Source organism: Streptomyces sp. NPDC051940 (assembly GCF_040680895.1).
Classification (GTDB): Bacteria; Actinomycetota; Actinomycetes; order Streptomycetales; family Streptomycetaceae; genus Streptomyces.
In genome coordinates, this window is record NZ_JBFAXR010000052.1 from 37,208 (window position 1) to 55,658 (window position 18,451).

Below are 18,451 nucleotides of genomic sequence, written 5' to 3' on the forward strand. Positions count from 1 at the left end.
CTCAGCGCAGCGCCTCGGCCAGCTCGTCGTACACCGCGAGGACCTGCGCCACCGTGTCGTCCTCGGTCGGCCAGCCGGCCGCCTGCCGGCGCCCCATGGCGGCCAGCCGGCGCCGCCGCTCCGGCGACGACAGCAGCCGGGTGACGGCTTCCGCGAGCGCCCCCGCGTCGCCGTGGGGCACCAGCTCCGCCGCCTCGCCGACCAGCTCGGCCACGCCGTCCACCTCGGCGGCCACCAGCGGCGCACCGGCGTGCAGCGCCTCCTGGGCCAGCAGCGGGCGGGCCTCCCAGGCGCCCGCGAGGACCGCGACGTCGGCGGCCGACAGCAGCTCCGCGAGGTCGTCGCGGCGGCCGAGCAGCCGGACCGGCAGCCGCTCCTCGTCGATCCGCCGCTGCAGCGAGGCACGCTGCGATCCCTCTCCGGCGATCGCGAGCAGCGGGGGCGGTTCGAGCGAGCGCCAGCGCCGCGCGGCGTCGAGCAGCGAGGTGTAACCGTGCTCCGGCTCCAGCCGGGCGGCGGTCAGCAGCAGCGGCCGGTCGACGGCGCCGAGCTCGGCCCGCGCCTTCTGCCGCGCCCGTTCGTCGAGCTGCGCGGGGATCCGGGGCGGTGGCACCGCGATGGGCGCGAGCCGCGCGTCGCGCGCTCCCCGCGTCCGCGCACGGTCGACGAGCTCCGTGGACGCCCCGAGGACGACGCGCGAGGAGCGGACGATACGGCGCTCCAGCACGGGCATGACCCGGGCGCGCACCCCGTCGTCCTCGCCCTTGGTGTGCCAGGTGAAGACCAGCGGCGTACGGCGTCCCGCGAGGACCGTCTGGGCGAGCATCCCGGCGCGCAGCCCGTGGGCGTGCACCAGGTCCGAACCGGCGCAGGCGGCCCGCAGCACGGCCAGCGTGCGCAGCTCCCCGCCGCGGCCCACCGGCAGCCGCGCCACCTGCGCGCCCGCGTCGGTGAAGCCGTACAGCCGCTCGGCCCGCGGGGTGGCGACGACGGTGACCCGCACCCCGCGCGCCACCAGGCCGGCCGCCAGGGACCGCACGTGCGGCCCGGTGCCGTACCCGCCGCCGCCGACGATCTGCACGGCGTGCAGACCGCCGTACGGCTTGGCGCCGTACGCCGGGGCTGAGGTGGTGATCACGCGGCTGGCGCTCCCGTCTCGTCTCGTGGTGGCCGGACAGCAGGATGCCACTCCCGGCGGGGAGTATGGCACCGGAATGCGCCGCACCCCGGGGACCCGGACGGGCGATCACCCCGATGAGGGACGGTATGTCCGGGCGCCCCGCACATGCCCGCACCCCACACGGGTCCCGCCGTCAACACCGGCCGTCAGGTCCGCGCTGCGGCGTTACGGACGGCGCCCCCTACGACGCCGCGTCCACGCGCGCCGCCGCGAGCAGCTCCTCCGCGTGCGCCCGCGCCGTGTCCGAGTCCTCCTGGCCGGCGAGCATCCGGGACAGCTCGCGGACCCGCGCCTCACCCTGCAGGACGGTCACGCCGCTGCGGGTGACGGAACCGTCGTTGGTCTTCTCGACGAGCAGCTGCCGGTCGGCGAAGGCCGCGACCTGCGGCAAGTGCGTGACGACGACCACCTGAGCGGACTTCGCCAGCTTCGCCAGCCGGCGGCCGACCTCGACGGCGGCCTTGCCGCCGACGCCCGCGTCGACCTCGTCGAAGAGATAGGTGGGCACCGGGTCGGAGCCCGCGAAGACGACCTCGACGGCGAGCATCACCCGGGAGAGCTCACCGCCGGAGGCGCCCTTGGCGATGGGCCGCGCCTGCGCGCCGGGGTGCGGTGCGAGGTACAGCTCGACCTCGTCCACACCCGTCGGTCCGAACTCCGACAGTGGCCGGATTTCGACGGTCACGCGCGCGTGGGGCATCGCCAGCTCGGCCAGCTCGGCCGTCACCGCGGAGGCAAACCGTTCCGCCGCCTCGCGCCGCGCGTCCGTCAACGCCGCGCCGAGCTCCGTCAGCTCGCCGACGAGGGCGTCGCGTTCAGCGGTCAACTCGTCGATGCGGCTGTCGTCGCCCTCCAGCTCGGACAGGCGCAGGGAGCCCTCCTCGGCCCACACCAGAACCGCGTCGATGTCGGCGCCGTACTTGCGCGTCAGCTGTCCGAGCGCCGCCCGCCGCTCCTCCACGGCGGCCAGCCGCAGCGGGTCGGCGTCGATGCCGTCGGCGTACGCCGCCAGCTCCTGGCCGACGTCGGCGAGGAGGATCCCCACCTCCGTCAGGCGGTCCGACAGCCCGGCGAGCGCGCTGTCGTGCGAGCGGACGGCGTCCAGCGCCCGCTGGGCGCCCGAGACGAGCATGGTGGCGTCCACGCCCTCGGGGTCCTCGGGATTGCCCGCGAGAGCGGCGTGTGCGGCGTTCGCGGCGGCGGTCAGCGCCTCCGCGTGGCCCAGCCGCTCGGCCTCCGCGGCGAGTTCGGTGTCCTCGCCGGGGCGCGGCTCGACGCCGGAGACCTCGTTCAGACCGAAGCGCAGCAGGTCCGCCTCCTGCGCCCGCTCGCGGGCGCGGGTGGTGATCTCGTCCAGCTCGGCGGACTCCGCCCGCAGCCGCCGGTAGGCGGCGTCGTACTTGGCCAGCGGTACGGCGACCGCGTCGCCCGCGTACCGGTCGAGCGCCTCGCGCTGCCGGGCGGGCTTGAGCAGCCCCTGCTGGTCGGTCTGCCCGTGTACGGCGACGAGGTCGTCGGCCAGCTCGCCGAGCAGCCCGACGGGCACGCCGCGCCCGCCGACGTACGCCCGGGAGCGGCCCTCCGCCGAGACGGTGCGGCTGATGAGCAGCGCGCCGTCGTCGAGTTCGGCCCCGGCCTCCTCGGCGCGGACGGCCGCCGGCGCGTCCGGCGGGACGACCACGCGTCCCTCGACCGTGGCGCCCTTGGCGCCGATCCGTACCAGACCCGCGTCCGCCCGGCCGCCGAGCAGCAGCCCGAGGCTGGTGACGACCATGGTCTTGCCCGCGCCTGTCTCGCCCGTGACCGCGGTGAAGCCGGGCGACAGCTCGACGACCGCGTCGTCGATCACACCCAGGGACCGGATCCGCATCTCCTCCAACACGGATACGACCATACGAGGTTTTGAACCGGGGAATCCATCGCCCTCCCCTCGTACCGTCCTAATGGGGCGCCCCACGCCAGCCCGCAACGGGCAAAGCGAACTTAGCGACCAGCCGGTCCGTGAACAGCGCGTGGTGCAGCCGCGCGAGCCGCACCGGCACCGCCCCCCTGCGGACCTCGACCCGCGCGCCGGCGGGCAGGTCGACGGTGCGCCGGCCGTCGCACCACAGCACGCCGTGCTGCCCGGCGCCGTCCTGCACCTCCACCGCCAGCACCGACTTGGGCGAGGTGACGAGCGGCTTGGCGAACAGGGCGTGCGCGCTGATCGGCACCATCAGCAGCGCCTCGACCTCCGGCCACACCACCGGACCGCCGGCCGAGAAGGCGTACGCCGTCGAGCCGGTCGGGGTGGCGCACACGACGCCGTCGCAGCCGAAGCGGGACACCGGGCGGCCGTCGACCTCGGTGACGACCTCCAGCATCCGCTCGCGGGCGGCCTTCTCCACGGACGCCTCGTTGAGCGCCCAGTCGCGGTGCACGACCTCGCCGTTGGTGCGCACCAGGACGTCGATCGTCATCCGCTCCTCGACCTCGTACTCGCGGGAGACGACGCGGTCGACGACCTTGTCCAGGTCGTCCCGTTCGGCCTCCGCGAGGAAGCCGACGCGGCCGAGGTTCACGCCGAGCATCGGCACGCCGCCGGAGCGCGCGATCTCCGCACCGCGCAGCAGCGTCCCGTCACCGCCGAGGACGATGAGCAGCTCGACGCCCTCGACGGCCTCCGGTTCGGCGGCCGCGAGGGTCTCCACCCCGGACGGCAGCGGGACGTCGGCGGCCTCCGCCGCCAGCACGCGTACGCCGATCCCGCAGCGCAGCAGCCCCTGCACGACGAGTTCGGCGCTGCGGATGGCGGCGTCGCGGCCGGTGTGGACGAGCAGCAGAACGTTTCGTTCGGCCATCGGGTGTTCGGTCATTGGGGCCCCTCCGCCACGGCACGGTCGACATCCGCCGGATCGAGCTCCGGAGCACCGGCGCGCAGCCACAGAAAGTACTCGACGTTCCCCGACGGCCCGGGCAGCGGGCTGGCCGTCACTCCCAGCACCCCGAGGCCCAGCGCGGCGGCCCTTTCCGCCACCATGCGCACCGCCTCGGCACGCAGCTCGGGGCTGCGCACGACTCCGCCGCTGCCGAGGCGCTCCTTGCCCACCTCGAACTGCGGCTTGACCATCAGCACCAGATCCGCGTCCGGCGCGGTGCAGGCCACGAGCGCGGGCAGCACCAGTCCGAGCGGGATGAACGACAGGTCGCCGACGACCAGGTCCACCGGCTTCCCGTCGAGCTGCTCCGGCGTCAGTTCGCGTACGTTCGTACGGTCCTTGACGGTGACCCGCTCGTCGCTCTGCAGCGACCACGCGAGCTGTCCGTAGCCGACGTCGACGGCGACCACGTGCGCCGCGCCCGCGCGTAGCAGCACGTCGGTGAAGCCGCCGGTGGACGCCCCCGCGTCGAGCGCCCGGCGGCCCTCGACCTGCAGCCCGGCGGGCACGAACGCGGCGAGCGCGCCCGCGAGTTTGTGGCCGCCGCGGGAGACGTACTCGGGGTCGCTGTCGTCTTTCGTCACGACGATGGCCGCGCTGGTCTCCACCTGCGTGGCCGGCTTGCCCGCCGTCGCGCCGCCGACGGTGACGCGTCCGGCGGCGATGAGGGCCTGCGCCTGCTCGCGCGAGCGGGCGAGGTTGCGGCGGACGAGTTCGGCGTCGAGCCTTCTGCGCTGTACGGCCACGCTCAGCCCCTGTACGGGCCGGGTGCGGGCGCGGCAGCGGCGGCCGGTCCGGGCGGCGGGGGGCCGGGGCGGCGGTCGAGCTCCTCGAGGGCCCCGCGCAGCTGCCCGTGGGCGTCCTCGTACACCTCGACGTGCCCCTCGGTGGGCAGTTCGTCGGCGTCGGCCAGCCGCTCCAGGGCGGCGTCGACGTCCGCGTTGCCGGTCGGGGTCCGCACCACGCCCAGGGGGTGCGGCTCGGGCTCCTGGGGTGCCTGGAAGGCCCCCTCGGCGGCCTCGGGCGGCTCGGCCCCCTCGGGTGCCGTCGCGGCCCCGGCGGGGGCCTCGGGCATCGTTTCGCTCATGCCCCAGACGCTACCCTGCCGCACTGACCTTCCGGCGATGCGCCGGTGACGGTGCGGTCGGGTAGCGTCGGAGGCGATGCGAACGATCGAGGAATGCCGCGCCGCCCTGGACCGCCTGTCGGACAACATCGGGGGCGCCGAGGGCGACGTGCGGAAGGCCGCCGCGCTCGACCGCTCCCTGAGCTGCCGTATCACCGACCTCGACACGACCTTCGTGGGCAGGCTCCGGGACGGCCGCATCAAGGACGTCACGACGGTGCCGGGCGCCCCTGCCGACAAGGCCCAGATCCGCCTCACCATGTCGAGCGACGACCTGCTGTCCCTCGTCGACGGCGAGCTGAGCTTCGCGAAGGCGTGGGGCTCCGGCCGCGTCAAGCTGGAGGCGGGCCTGATGGACCTGGTCAGGCTGAGGTCGCTGCTCTAGACGCGCGCTCTTCCAGGCGCGCGCTGCTCTAGGCGCTCGCCTTTGTCAGCGGCACCCGGTCCTGCGGGCGCTTGCGGGCCGCCGGGACGACGAGCGGGGTGCCCGTCTCCGGGCACTCGATGACCTGGCACGCCAGCCCGAACACCTCCTCCACCAGCCGCGCGTCCACGATGTCGCCCGGCGCTCCCTCCGCCACGATCCGCCCGTCGCGCATGGCGATGAGGTGCGTGGCGTAGCGGGCGGCCTGGTTGAGGTCGTGGAGGACGGCGACCAGCGTGCGCCCCTGCTGCTCGTGCAGATCGGCGCACAGGTCGAGGACCTCGATCTGGTGCTGGATGTCCAGGAAGGTCGTCGGCTCGTCGAGCAGGAGCAGCGGCGTCTGCTGGGCGAGGGCCATCGCGATCCACACCCGCTGCCGCTGTCCGCCGGACAGCTCGTCGACGTACCGGTCGGCCAGCTGCTCGACGCCCGTGGCGGCCATCGACTCGCCGACGATCCGCTCGTCTTCGGCCGACCACTGCCGCAGCAGCCCCTGGTGCGGGTAGCGGCCGCGCGCGACGAGGTCGGCGACGGTGATGCCGTCGGGCGCGATCGACGACTGCGGCAGCAGGCCGAGCGTGCGCGCGACCTTCTTCGCCGGCATCGAACCGATGACCTGGCCGTCCAGCAGCACCCGCCCCTGCGCCGGCTTCAGCATCCGCGACAGGGCGCGCAGCAGCGTGGACTTGCCGCAGGCGTTGGGGCCGACGATGACGGTGAAGGAGTTGTCGGGGATCCGCACCGACAGCTGCTGCGCGATGATCCGCTGGTCGTAGCCGAGGGTGACGTTCTCGGCGGTGAGGCGGGCCGGTGCGGCGGTCATGCGGGCGCTCCAGGGGTGTGGTGCGGTCGGGGCTTCACGGGCTGCGGGGGTCTCATATGCGGCCCGCCCTGCGTTCGGTGAGCAGCAGCCACAGGAGGTAGACGCCGCCGAGGACGCCGGTGACGACGCCGACGGGCAGCTGGCGGTCGCCGAAGGCGCGCTGCGCGATCCAGTCGGCGGCGACCAGCAGCGCGGCGCCCATCGTCAGTGCGGGCAGCAGGTTGGGGCCGGGCGAGCGGGTCAGGCGGCGGGCCAGCTGGGGCGCGGTGAGCGCGACGAACGACACGGGTCCGGCCGCGGCGGTCGCGGCTGCCGTCAGCAGCACCGCGATGCCCATCAGCACGAGGCGGGTGCGCTCGACGGCCACGCCGAGCCCGTACGCGCTGTCGTCGCCCATCTCCAGCATCCGCAGCGGGCGGGCGTGCCCGAACGCCAGCGGCATCAGCACGGCGCACAGGGCGAGCAGCGGCCACACCTGCGACCAGTCGGCGCCGTTCAGGGACCCGGTAAGCCACACCAGCGCGCGGGCGGCGTCGACGATGTCGGCCTTGGTGAAGAGATAGCCGTTGACGGCCGTCAGCACGGCCGAGGCGCCGATGCCGACGAGGACGAGGCGGTAGCCGTGGACGCCCCGCTTCCAGGCGAGCAGGTAGATCAGCACGCCGGTGAGCAGTCCGCCGGCGAGCGAGCCGAGGGAGACCTGCACGGCGGTGCCGTCGAACACGACGATGACGACCATCGCGCCGACCACGGAGCCCTGCCCGAAACCGATCACGTCGGGGCTGCCGAGCGGGTTGCGGGAGACGGACTGGAAGATCGCGCCTGCCAGCCCGAGCGCGCCACCGACCAGCAGGCCGACCAGCACGCGCGGCAGCCGCAGCTCGTGGACGATGATCTCCTGCGCCGGATTGCCGTTGCCCAGGAGCGCCTTGACGGTCTCGGAGGTGGACATGGGGAAGTCACCGGTGCCGACGACCAGGACGCCGGCGGCCGCCGCGACGAGTGCCAGCAGCAGCACGACGACCGCGGCGCGCCCGTCCGTACGGACGGACAGTCCGCCGGGGCTTCGGAGGGTCTTGGACGAGGTCACAGCTGGGCCATCCTCCGGCGGCGGACGAGATGAATGAACACGGGTCCGCCGATCAGCGCGGTGACGATGCCGACCTGCAGCTCTCCGGGGCGGGCGACGACCCGGCCGACGACGTCGGCGCCGAGCAGCAGCACGGGCGACAGGACCGCGGCGTACGGCAGGATCCAGCGCTGGTCCGGGCCGGTGAAGCTGCGCACCATGTGCGGCACCATCAGGCCGACGAAGACGATGGGCCCGCAGGCGGCGACGGCGCCGCCGCACAGCAGCGTGGCGGCGACCATCGCGAGGGTGCGGGTGCGGGTGAGGTTCGCACCGAGGGCGCGGGCGGTGTCGTCGCCCATCGCGACGGCGTTCAGCGGCCGCGCGAGGGCCAGCGCGAGGAGCGTGCCGACGGCGAGACAGGGCAGCACTTTCCAGAACGTGCTCATGGAGGCGGAGGCCAGCGAGCCGACGGTCCAGAAGCGCATCCTGTCGAGCGCCGCCGTGTCGAGCAGCTGGACGGCCTGCACATAGCCGAAGAGGGCGGCGGTGACGGCCGTACCGGCGAGCGTGAGCCGTATCGGGGTGGCACTGCGGTGCCCGCCGAGGGCGTAGACGGCGACCGCGACGACCGCGGCGCCGGCGAACGCGAACCAGACGTAGCCGGTGAGGCTGGTGACTCCGAGCAGGCTGATCGCCGTGACCACGCCCGCGGAGGCCCCGGCGTTGATGCCTAGCAGCGAGGGGTCGGCGAGCGGGTTGCGGGTGAGCGCCTGCAGAACGGCTCCCGCGAGCCCCAGCGCGGCGCCGACGACGAGGCCGAGGAGGGTGCGGGGGATGCGCAGTTCGCGGATGACGGTGTCGTTGTCCGTCCCGCTGGGGGTGAAGACGCCGTGCCAGACGTCCCCGACGGGTATCGCCCTCGCGCCCAGCGCGATGCTCGCCACGACGACGGCCGCGAGCAGGGCGACGGATATCAGTAGCCCGAGCGAGCGGGTCGCGTTCCGCCCCCGCGGCGGGGCGTCTTCGACTGCCCCGACCTGGGGCGGACTCTTCACCAGCACGTCGTTAGGTTAGCCTAACCTCCCTGCACTGCCGAGGGGGGTCGGCCTGCGCGGGTGGTGGTCTGCGACACCCTCCGCACCTGGCGGGAGTGGTCTGTGACACCCCCCCCGCCGCCCCTTCATTCCCTGAGGGCCACCTTGTCCTTGTACGACAGACGGCCGTCGGTGAAGCACAGCCGGTACGCGGGTGTGGGTCCGCCCGGGATCGTCCGGTACAGCAGGCACTCGTCCGTGCCGGACGGCGCCGCGGGCGGGTTCTCCGGTCGCAGCCGGCGCGCGGGCAGGCGCTCCACCACGGCGGCGCGCGGCTCGCCGATCCGCATCCCGGCGTAGACCTCCTCGTCCAGGACGGAACCGCGGGCGGAGTACTGGTCGTAACCGATCATCAGCGCCAGCAGCGCGGCGACCCCCGCCGCGGGCAGCCAGACGGTCTGCAGCATGCGCCGGCGGGTGGTGCGGCTGGCGGCGTCCAACTGCCGGCGTACGCGGCCGTCCTCACCGGGCGGGGTGACGGCGGCGTCGGCGGTGAGGGGGAGGCGGGCGGTGACGGTGAAGACGCCGTCGCCGGTCCGGGTGCGGAGCGTGCCGCCTGCCTGGCGGACGCGTTCGTCCAGGCCGACCAGGCCGTAGCCGTCGCCGTTCGCGTCGCCCGGGCTGTGCGGGGCGGCGGTGTTGGCGACGGTGACGGCCGCCTGCTCCCCTTCGCGCAGCAGCGTCACGGTGACCGCCGCCCCCGGCGCGTGCTTGGCCGCGTTGGTGAGCGCCTCCTGGACGACCCGGTGGACCGCCCGGTCCGTCATCGGCGGCAGCGGGTCCGTCCCCGGGCCGAGCCGGTCGTCCAGCCGCACCGGTATCCCCGAGGCCACCGCCCGCTCGACCAGCGACGCCACCGACTCGTCCGCGGGCCGCAGCGGCGCCCCTTGCGCGTCCTCGCGGAGCAGCCCGACGACCTGGCGCAGCCGCCGGGTCGCGGAGGCGGCGGCCTGCCGCAGCTCCGCCGCCGCCTGCCGCCCGTTCGGGCCGACGTCGTCGGCCACCTGGAGCGCGGCGGCGCGCACCGCGATGAGGGTGAGGTCGTGGCCGAGGGTGTCGTGCATGTCCTGGGCGATGCGCGACCGCTCCCGCAGCCGCACCCGGTCGGCCGCCAGCTCCTGCTCCTGCTCGAGCCGTTCGGCGAGCTCCCAGCCGGTACGCACCAGTTCGGCCCGCTGCCGTACGTACAGGCCCGCCAGCCAGGGCAGGACGTACACCAGCAGCACGTTGCCCACGAGCGTGGTGCTGTCCGCCGCCGCCGGCCCTCGCGCGGCGGGGAGCATCAGCAGGACGCCGGCGACGCACACGGCGGCGAAGAACAGCAGCGCCGGCCGCCGCTGCTCCGCCCGCCGCCCCATCAGGTACACGAGGACCGCCTGCGCGAACCCGAACGAGCTGGCGTGCAGCTCGGGTGTGACCGCCAGGCCCAGCACCGCCGTCACCGCCACCGCGGCGAGCGGCTGGCGGCGCGAGAGCCACACGGCGACCGCGAGCAGCGGCACCGCGGCGGCCTTCACCCAGGGCAGCGGCAGCCCCTCGGCGCCGACCGGCGCGTCCACGTCGTCGGACAGCAGCAGCGGGGCTGTGATCACCACCCACAGCAGCACGTCCGCGACCCGCTCGCCGCCCGGAAACCGTCTCACCATGCCGGTCACGCTACGTGGCATCCGCCGCGGCGACACCCGACGAAAGTAGGTGCCCGCCGCCGACCTTCGGCGGGAGCCGCGAAGGGGCGGCCGTCCGTAGCGTCCGGGGCATGTTCCGTACCGCCGTCCGCACCGTGCTCGCGCACAAGGCCCGTCTGCTGATGACCCTGCTGTCCGTCACCCTCGGCGTGACGTTCGTGGCCGGGACGCTGGTCTTCACCGGCAGCGTCACCGAGGCGTACGCCCGAAGCTCAGAGCGGAGCGTCGCGGGCGTCGACGTGGCCATCCGGGCCGCCGCGACGGGCGATGCCGCCGCCAACGGCCGGCTCCTCGGCCGGCGACTCCTCGACCGGGCCGCCGCACTGCCCGCCGCCGCCTCCGCGACGGGCACCGCCTCCGGCTTCACCGCCCTGGCAACACGGGACGGCGGCCTGGCCGGCGCGGGCAGGCCCACCAGGGGCGCCGGATACGGCGGGGAGACGCTCACCGAGGGCCGGGCTCCCCGGGCCGCCGACGAGGTCCTCCTGGACGCCAGGACGGCCGCCCGGACCGGTTACGGAGTGGGCGACACCGTTCGCCTGTCGGTGACCGGGCCGGTCCTGCGGGCGAGGGTCACCGGGATCTTCGCCACCGACGACGGCGGCGTCGCGGCGGGCGGCTCCCTCACCCTCTTCGACCCGGCCACCGCGCAGCGCCTCTTCGCCCGCCCCGGCCACTACAACCGGATCGAGCTGACGGCCCGCCCGGGCTCCTCCCCCGACGAACTGCGCGCCCAGGCGGAGCGCGTTCTACCGCCCGGCACGCAGGCCGTCACCGCGGCCCGTCTCGCCGCCGAGCAGACGGAGCGCGACGCGGCCACCATCACGGCGTTCTCCCATGTGCTGCTGGCCTGCGCCGCCATCGCGCTGTTCGTCGGGGGCTTCCTCATCGTCAACACGTTCACCATGCTGGTGGCGCAGCGCACCCGGGAGCTGGCGCTGCTGCGGGCCGTCGGCGCCACCCGCCGCCAGGTGACCCGCTCGGTCCTCACCGAGGCGGCGCTGGTCGGGCTGGCCGCCTCGACGGCCGGTCTCGGGGCGGGCGTCGGTGTCGCCGCCGCGGTACGCGCGGTCCTCTCCGCGTCCGGCAGCACCCTCCCCGACGGCCCTCTCGTCGTCAGTACGGGCGCCGTGGCGGCCTCGCTCGCGTTGGGGGTGGGCATCACGGTGCTCGCCGCCTGGCTGCCCGCCCGCCGGGCCGCGAAGGTCCCGCCGGTCGCCGCGCTCGGCGGCGTGCACGCGCCGTCCTCACCGCGCTCCCTGCGGATGCGCCACACGCTCGGCGCCCTGCTCGCCGCCCCGGGCTGCGCCCTGGTGGTCGCCACGGCCGCCGGCACGGGCAGCACGTCGTCGCTGGGTCTGGGCACGGCGCTGCTGGTCACCGGGGTACTCGTTCTTACGCCGGCGCTGTCCCGGCCGGTGATCGCGGCGGCGTCCCCGCTGCTGCGGCAGGCCGGAGTCAGCGGCCGGCTGGCGGGACGCAACGCGCTGCGCGATCCACGCCGTACCGCCGCCACCGCCTCCGCACTCACCATCGGCCTGACCCTCGTCACGGGCCTGACGGTGCTCGGCGCCGGCGCGGACCGGGCCGTACGGGAGCTGGCCGCGACGGGCTATCTGCGCGCCGACTACCTCGTCAGCATGGCCGGCGACGGTGCGCTCGCGCCCGAAACGGAGCGCAGGCTGCGCGCCCTGGACGAGGTCACCTCCACCTCCCCGAGGGTCGTCACACAGGCCCGTGTGGGCGGGCTCCTCCAGGAGGTGACCGGTTTCCGCGCCGCCACCGCCGACGAACTGCTCGGACTTAACCTCGTCGAGGGCTCCTTCGCATCGACCGGGCAGACGGCCGTCGTCGACGACCAGACGTCCGCCGCACACGGCTGGCGACCGGGCGACACCCTGCCGGTCGTCTGGGCGGACGGCGCCCGCGGCCGACTGCGGCTCACCGGCGTCTACCGCGACAGCTTCGACGACGGTGTGAAGACGGACGTCTCCGTCCTCGCCCCGCATCTGGACCGGACCGCCGCCTCGACCGTCTTCGTGAAGACCGCGCACGGCCCGAGCGAGGAGACGGCGCGCGCGCTGGCGCGCACGCTGGGCGACAGCCCCGCCGTACGGATCTCCGACAAGGAGCACCTCGTCGACGACATCACCGGCGCCGTCGGCGTCGTCCTGGCCATCCTGTACGGGATGCTGGCCCTGGCCGTCGTCATCGCCGTCCTCGGCGTCGTCAACACCCTCGCCCTGTCCGTCCACGAGCGCACCCCGGAGATCGGCCTGCTGCGCGCCGTCGGCCTCGACCGCCGGTCGGCGGCGCGGATGATCCGGCTGGAGTCACTGGTCGTCTGCCTGTTCGGCGGGCTGCTGGGCCTCGGCCTCGGCGTCCTGTTCGGCTGGGCGGCCGGCGAACTGGCGGCCGCCCAGGAGGGCATCGACGTCTGGGCTCTGGTGCTGCCCTGGGACCGCCTCGGGCTCATCCTCGCGGCGTCCGCCCTGGTCGGTGTCGCCGCGTCCTTCTGGCCGGTCCGCCGCGCGGCCCGTCTCGACGTGCTGACGGCGATCGGGAGTGACTAGCGGGGCATGACGGCGTCAGAGGTCCCCGGGCTCGCGGTCCACCAGCCCCGCCTCGTACGCCAGCAGCGCCGCCTGCACCCGGTTGCGCACCTCCAAGCGGCTGAGCGCCGCGCTCACATACGCCTTGACGGTCGCCTCCGCCAGCCGCAGCCGCTCCCCGATCTCCGCGTTCGACATCCCGGCGCCCACGAGGGCGAGCACGTCGCGCTCGCGAGGTGTCAGCACGCCGACGCGCTCCCGCGCCGACGACCGCCGGACCATCGGCCCGCCGCTCAGCTGCTGCATCACCCAGTGCGCGATCTCCGGGGAGAGATACGAAGCGCCCTGGCGCACGGCACGCACCGCCGTCATCAGCTCGTGCGGATCCCCCGACTTGAGCAGGAAACCGCTGACACCGGCCTCCAGCGCGGCGGTGATGTACTCGTCCTCGGAGAAGGTCGTCAGCATCACCACCGCCACCTCGGGCACCGCCCGGCGCAGCTCCGCCGCGGCGGCCAGCCCGTCCAGCACCGGCATCCGGATGTCCAGCAGGGCCACGTCCGGCCGGTGGGCGCGGGCGAGTTCCAGCGCCTGCCGTCCGTCGCCCGCCTCGGCGACGACCTCCACGTCCGCCGCCGCTCCCAGGATGGCGCGCACGCCGGCACGCACCATCGCCTCGTCGTCGGCCAGCAGCACTCTGATCACGCCTCTGACGCTACCGCGCGCCGGAGACGGCCGGTCAAGGGCTGTCCATGGGCGCCAGGGCGATCCGGGGCGGTCCAGGGCCTCACATGCCGAGCCGGGCGAGCGCCTTCCCCGCGTCCAGCTCGCAACGGCCCCCGCCCGCCCGCGTCCACGCGGCGGCGCACAGCGCGCGCAGCCCGTCGACGGCGGTCCCGTCACCCTCCAGGACGAGACGGCCGTCCTGGGCGGCCGCCGTCCACCCGCCGCACCGCCCGTCCTCGCCCACCACCGGATGCGGCTCCAGCAGCCCCCGCAGATCGGCGGACACATACGCCGGGCGGTGCTGCGGTGGCGCGGCGAGCAGCGCCGCCGCGTCCGTGACACCGGTCAGGACGAGCAGGGAGTCGACGCCGCCGTTGTACGCGCCCTCGATGTCCGTGTCGAGCCGGTCACCGACGACCAGCGGCCGCTCCGCCCCCGTACGGATGATGGTCTCGCGGTGCATGGGCGGCTGCGGCTTCCCCGCCACCTGCGGCTCGGCCCCGGTCGCGATCCGTACGACCTCCACCGCCGCGCCGTTCCCGGGCGCGATACCGCGTCCGCTGGGGATCGTCAGGTCGGTGTTGGAGGCGAACCACGGCACGCCCCGGGCGACGGCGTACGACGCCTCCGCGAAGCGGCCCCACGTCAGCCCGGGACCGCCGTAGCCCTGGACGACGGCCGCCGGATCGTCGTCCGCCGAGTCGACCGGGGTGAGCCCCTGCTCCCGCAGCGCCTCGTACAGCCCCTCGCCGCCGACGGTCAGCACCCGCGCACCGGCCGGCACCTGGTCGGCGATCAGCCGCGCCACCGCCTGCGCGGAGGTGATGACGTCCGCCGGGTCCGCCGGCACGCCCAGCTCGGTCAGATGGGCGGCCACCGTCTGCGGCGTACGGGAGGCGTTGTTGGTGACGTAGGCGAGCCGCATGCCCGTGAAGCGGGCCGTGCCGAGCGACTCCACCGCGTGCTCGATCGCGGCGCCGCCCTCGTAGACGACCCCGTCGAGGTCGAGGAGCGCCGTGTCGTACGCCTCGTCGAGGGGGAGCTCGCTGCCGGAGGGACGGCTTCTGCGGTGCTGGGTCACGGGGGACTCCTTTCTCCCCCGATCATCCCTCATGCCCCACGCGGCATACGATCCGGACCATGCACAGTTCGCCGGGTCTTCAGCTGCGGCCCTTCCAGGGTCTGCGTTACGCCCCCTCCCGCGTACGCAGTCTGGCCGCGGTGACCTCTCCCCCGTACGACGTCGTGGTCCGTCCGGAGGGGAAGCACCATCTGGAGACGGCGGACCCGCACAACATCGTCCGGCTGATCCTGCCCTCCGGTCCCGACCAGGCCGCGGCGACCCTCCGCCGCTGGCAGCGGGAGGGCGTTCTGGTCCCCGACGAGCAGCCGGCCGTCTACGTCTACGAGCAGCGCAAGGACGACGCCCTCCAGCGCGGCCTCATCGGCGCCCTGCGGCTCAGCGAACCGGCCGAGGGCGTCGTCCTGCCGCACGAGGGCGTGATGGAGCACATCGTGCAGGACCGGGCCGCCCTGATGCGCGCCATGGACGCGAACCCGGAGCCGCTGCTCCTGTCGTACGTCAGCGACGGCCGCGCCACGGGCGCCATGGCGGTCATCGAGCGCGCGGCGGTACGCACTCCCCTGCTCGCCACGACGACGGAGGACGGCGTCGCCCACCGGCTGTGGGCCGTCACCGACCCCGCCGAGCTGGCGGAGATCGACGCCGACCTCTCGACCCGCCAGGCGCTGATCGCCGACGGCCATCACCGCTGGGCCACCTATCTGCGTCTGCGCGACGAGCACCCGGGCCCCGGCCCCTGGGACTACGGTCTGGTGCTGCTCGTGGACACCGCCCGCTATCCCCTGCAGGTGAAGGGCATCCACCGGGTGCTGCACCGGCTGCCGGCGGCCACGGCGCTGGCGGCACTGGACGGCGCGTTCGAGGTGACCGAGATCGACGGCCCTCTGGGGCGCGCTCTCGACGTCCTTTCCACGGTGGAAACGGACGACACGGCGTTCGTGCTGACGGGTGGCGACACCTTCCACCTCGTCCGGCGCCCGGATCCGGGGCTCCTCTCCCGTACGATCCCCGCCGACCGTCCGGCGGCCTGGCGCACACTCGACGCCACCGTGCTGCACGCGACACTGCTGGAGCACGTCTGGCAGGTCCCCGACCAGCCGGCGCACATCGGGTATCTCCACGACCCCGGGGCGGCCGTGGAGCACGCCGAGCGGCACGGCGGCACGGCGGTGCTGATGCGACCGGTGCGCGAGGAGGTCGTCCGGGAGCTGGCGCGCGCGGGGGTCACCATGCCGCGCAAGTCGACGTCGTTCGGCCCGAAACCGGCCACGGGGCTGGTGCTGCGTTCGCTGTCCCTGGGCTGAGGCCGCACGGCCCTGCCGTGGAACGACGAGACCCCCTCCCGCACCCGGGAGGGGGTCTCGTCGTCGTACGTCGGTCAGGCGCGCTCAGTCGTCGGTGGCGTCCACGACGGGCTCGGCGAGGTCGTCCGCCGGCTTGACGTCCCTCTCGGCGTCCTCGGCGCGCTCACGCGGCTGCGGACGGTCCTCGGGGGTCTCGTACTCGTCGTCGTCCTCGTCGTAGTACTCCTCGCCGCCGAAGGCGGTCGGGACGGAGTCCTCGTCGACGTCGCCGTGCTGGAACTCCGCACCCTCGTCGTCGGCCTCGTCGTCGTCCTGGTAACGGGCCTCCTCGTAATGGGCGTCCTCGTCCCGGTCCTCGTCCTCCGCGTCCTCGTCGAGGGCGTCGGTGAACTCGATGCCGTCGAGCCGTGCCAGCCGGTCCGACGCGTCCGTGGTGCCGTCGTGGTCGGCCTCCAGGGCCTTGGCGAACCAGTCGCGGGCCTCGTCCTCCCGGCCGACCTCGAGCAGCGCGTCGGCGTACGCGTAGCGCAGCCGCGCGGTCCACGGGTGTACGGCGCTGGAGCCCAGCTCAGGGCTCTGCAGGGTGACGACGGCGGCCTCGGCCTGCCCCATGTCCCGGCGCGCCCCGGCGGCCACCAGGCGCATCTCGACCTGCCCGGCCTTGTCCAGCCGCTGCACCTCGGGCGCACCGGCCATCTCCAGGGCCCGCTCGGGCCGGCCCATACCGCGCTCGCAGTCGGCCATGATCGGCCACAGCTCGTGCGTACCGGTCATCCGCCGCGCGGCCCGGAACTCGGCGAGGGCCTCCTGGTAGCGCCCGGTGGCGTACGCGGCGAAGCCGGCGGCCTCGCGGACGGCACCGACACGGGACGCGAGGCGCAGCGCGACCTTGGCGTGCCCGTAGGCCGTCTCGGGGTCCTCGTCCAGCAGACGGGCGATCATGACGAGGTTGCGGGCGACGTCCTCGGCCAGGGTCTTCGGCAGGCTCTGCAGCTCCTGCTTCACCGACTTGTCGATCTCTTCACCGGTGACGTCTTCGTGAATCGGCAGCCGCTTGATCGGCGGCCGGTCGTTGTCCCGCCGGAAGCCACCGCGGTCATCGTCCCGACGCGGACCACGGTCGAACCGCCCCCGGCTCTCGCCGTAGGGTCGCCGACCGCCGCGGTCGTCGCGGCGGTAGCCGCCACGGTCGTCATCCCGGCGCGGGCCACGGTCGTCCCGACGGAAACCGCCACGGTCGTCATCGCGACGCGGGCCACGATCGTCCCGACGGAAGCCACCACGGTCGTCGTCCCGGCGCGGACCACGGTCATCCCGACGGAAGCCACCACGGTCATCGTCGCGACGCGGACCACGGTCATCCCGACGGAAACCGCCGCCGCCACGACGGTCGTCATCGCGGCGCGGGCCCCGGTCGTCCCGACGGAAGCCACCGCGGTCGTCATCGCGACGCGGACCACGGTCGTCCCGACGGAAACCGCCACGGTCGTCGTCCCGACGCGGACCGCGATCGTCGCGACGGAAACCGCCACGGTCGTCATCGCGACGCGGACCACGGTCGTCCCGACGGAAACCGCCACGGTCGTCGTCCCGACGCGGACCACGATCGTCGCGACGGAAACCACCACGGTCGTCATCGCGACGCGGACCACGATCGTCGCGACGGAAACCGCCACGGTCATCGTCGCGGCGCGGGCCGCGGTCATCCCGCCGGAAGCCACCGCGGTCGTCGTCCCGGCGCGGACCACGGTCATCCCGGCGCGGGCCACGGTCGTCGCGACGGAAGTCCCCACCACCACGCCGGTCGTCATCGCGGCGCGGGCCACGGTCGTCGCGACGGTAGCCACCGCGGTCGTCGTCCCGGCGCGGACCACGGTCATCCCGACGGAAGTCCCCGCCACCACGCCGGTCATCATCTCGGCGGAAACCACCGCTGCGGCGGTCATCGCCCCGGTCGTCGCGACGGTAGCCGCCACGGTCGTCATCGCGACGCGGACCACGGTCATCCCGACGGAAGCCACCACGGTCGTCGTCCCGACGCGGACCACGGTCATCCCGGCGCTCGTCACGCCGGAATCCGCCACCGCCACCGCCACCGCGACGGTCGTTATCCCGACGGGGGGCACGGTCGTCACGGCGGTAGCCACCCCGCTGGTCGTCCCGGCGAGGACCACCACGCCGGTCGTCATCGCGGCGGGGGCCGCCGTCCTTGCGACGGAAGCCGTCACCGTTCGCAGACATCGTGTCTCCTGTCATCGGGTACCGCAGTTCATTCTCACGCAGCCGGCGAGGCAACGCGCTTCGAGCCAAAACAAAAAGAGGACCCCTGGTCCCAGCGCTCACGCTGGGACCAGGGGTCCTCACAAAGATTGTTCGGCGGCGACCTACTCTCCCACAGGGTCCCCCCTGCAGTACCATCGGCGCGGAAAGGCTTAGCTTCCGGGTTCGGAATGTAACCGGGCG

General features: G+C 74.4%; 16 protein-coding genes and 1 rRNA gene. 3 read left to right on the plus strand and 14 right to left on the minus strand.

Annotated elements, in window-relative coordinates; translation table 11 throughout:
* Position 1: 1 nt before the first annotated feature.
* From AB0M28_RS21045 to AB0M28_RS21065, 5 genes are all read right to left on the minus strand, one after another.
* Positions 2-1,138 carry a glycosyltransferase family 4 protein gene (locus AB0M28_RS21045; RefSeq protein ID WP_365406836.1) on the minus strand — a complete coding sequence of 379 codons (1,137 nt, stop codon included), beginning with the start codon at positions 1,136-1,138 and terminating at the stop codon, positions 2-4.
* A 223-nt stretch (positions 1,139-1,361) separates the two neighbouring features.
* Positions 1,362-3,074, minus strand: coding sequence for a DNA repair protein RecN (gene recN, locus AB0M28_RS21050; RefSeq protein WP_365406839.1), 1,713 nt, complete (start codon positions 3,072-3,074; stop codon positions 1,362-1,364).
* A 46-nt stretch (positions 3,075-3,120) separates the two neighbouring features.
* Positions 3,121-4,035, minus strand: coding sequence for an NAD kinase (locus tag AB0M28_RS21055; protein WP_365406842.1), 915 nt, complete (start codon positions 4,033-4,035; stop codon positions 3,121-3,123).
* Complete coding sequence (locus AB0M28_RS21060; protein WP_365406845.1) at positions 4,032-4,844, minus strand: TlyA family RNA methyltransferase; 813 nt, start codon at positions 4,842-4,844, stop codon at positions 4,032-4,034. The genes AB0M28_RS21055 and AB0M28_RS21060 overlap by 4 nt, the downstream gene beginning before the upstream one ends.
* 2 nt (positions 4,845-4,846) lie before the next feature.
* Positions 4,847-5,185 (minus strand): hypothetical protein, encoded by a 339-nt coding sequence (locus tag AB0M28_RS21065; protein WP_365406848.1) that lies wholly within the window; start codon positions 5,183-5,185, stop codon positions 4,847-4,849.
* A 76-nt stretch (positions 5,186-5,261) separates the two neighbouring features.
* Here AB0M28_RS21065 and AB0M28_RS21070 point away from each other — a divergent pair, with 76 nt between their 5' ends.
* On the plus strand, positions 5,262-5,609 hold the full coding sequence (locus AB0M28_RS21070; protein WP_365406851.1) for an alkyl sulfatase C-terminal domain-containing protein: 348 nt from the start codon (positions 5,262-5,264) through the stop codon (positions 5,607-5,609).
* 28 nt (positions 5,610-5,637) lie between these two features.
* Here AB0M28_RS21070 and AB0M28_RS21075 read toward each other — a convergent pair whose 3' ends face one another.
* The 4 genes from AB0M28_RS21075 to AB0M28_RS21090 form a co-directional block, all read right to left on the minus strand.
* Positions 5,638-6,471 carry an ABC transporter ATP-binding protein gene (locus AB0M28_RS21075; RefSeq protein ID WP_365406854.1) on the minus strand — a complete coding sequence of 278 codons (834 nt, stop codon included), beginning with the start codon at positions 6,469-6,471 and terminating at the stop codon, positions 5,638-5,640.
* A gap of 52 nt (positions 6,472-6,523) precedes the next feature.
* Positions 6,524-7,561, minus strand: a complete 1,038-nt coding sequence (locus AB0M28_RS21080; protein WP_365406857.1) for an iron chelate uptake ABC transporter family permease subunit — start codon at positions 7,559-7,561, stop codon at positions 6,524-6,526.
* Entirely contained in the window at positions 7,558-8,604 is a 1,047-nt protein-coding gene (locus tag AB0M28_RS21085; protein WP_365406860.1) for an iron chelate uptake ABC transporter family permease subunit, read from the minus strand. The genes AB0M28_RS21080 and AB0M28_RS21085 overlap by 4 nt, the downstream gene beginning before the upstream one ends.
* A gap of 119 nt (positions 8,605-8,723) precedes the next feature.
* On the minus strand, positions 8,724-10,283 hold the full coding sequence (locus tag AB0M28_RS21090; RefSeq protein WP_365406863.1) for a histidine kinase: 1,560 nt from the start codon (positions 10,281-10,283) through the stop codon (positions 8,724-8,726).
* A gap of 110 nt (positions 10,284-10,393) precedes the next feature.
* Between AB0M28_RS21090 and AB0M28_RS21095 the strand changes: the two genes are divergently transcribed.
* Positions 10,394-12,895, plus strand: a complete 2,502-nt coding sequence (locus AB0M28_RS21095) for an FtsX-like permease family protein (RefSeq protein WP_365406865.1) — start codon at positions 10,394-10,396, stop codon at positions 12,893-12,895.
* Positions 12,896-12,910: 15 nt separating this feature from the next.
* Here the strand turns inward: AB0M28_RS21095 and AB0M28_RS21100 are convergent, their stop codons facing one another.
* Both AB0M28_RS21100 and AB0M28_RS21105 read right to left on the minus strand, forming a co-directional pair.
* A complete protein-coding gene (locus tag AB0M28_RS21100) occupies positions 12,911-13,579 on the minus strand; it encodes a response regulator transcription factor (protein WP_365406868.1) in 669 nt (222 codons plus the stop codon).
* 82 nt (positions 13,580-13,661) lie between these two features.
* Positions 13,662-14,681, minus strand: coding sequence for an HAD-IIA family hydrolase (locus tag AB0M28_RS21105; protein ID WP_365406871.1), 1,020 nt, complete (start codon positions 14,679-14,681; stop codon positions 13,662-13,664).
* A gap of 59 nt (positions 14,682-14,740) precedes the next feature.
* Between AB0M28_RS21105 and AB0M28_RS21110 the strand changes: the two genes are divergently transcribed.
* Positions 14,741-15,988: a DUF1015 domain-containing protein gene (locus tag AB0M28_RS21110; RefSeq protein ID WP_365406874.1), complete on the plus strand. Its 1,248-nt coding sequence runs from the start codon at positions 14,741-14,743 to the stop codon at positions 15,986-15,988.
* Between the two features lie 84 nt (positions 15,989-16,072).
* Here the strand turns inward: AB0M28_RS21110 and AB0M28_RS21115 are convergent, their stop codons facing one another.
* The 3 genes from AB0M28_RS21115 to rrf form a co-directional block, all read right to left on the minus strand.
* On the minus strand, positions 16,073-17,047 hold the full coding sequence (locus tag AB0M28_RS21115; RefSeq protein WP_365406883.1) for a hypothetical protein: 975 nt from the start codon (positions 17,045-17,047) through the stop codon (positions 16,073-16,075).
* Complete coding sequence (locus AB0M28_RS21120; protein ID WP_365406886.1) at positions 16,990-18,216, minus strand: hypothetical protein; 1,227 nt, start codon at positions 18,214-18,216, stop codon at positions 16,990-16,992. Before AB0M28_RS21120 ends, AB0M28_RS21115 begins: the two co-directional genes overlap by 58 nt.
* A 143-nt stretch (positions 18,217-18,359) precedes the next feature.
* Positions 18,360-18,451: ribosomal RNA gene (gene rrf / locus AB0M28_RS21125) — 5S ribosomal RNA — on the minus strand; the annotation flags it as partial.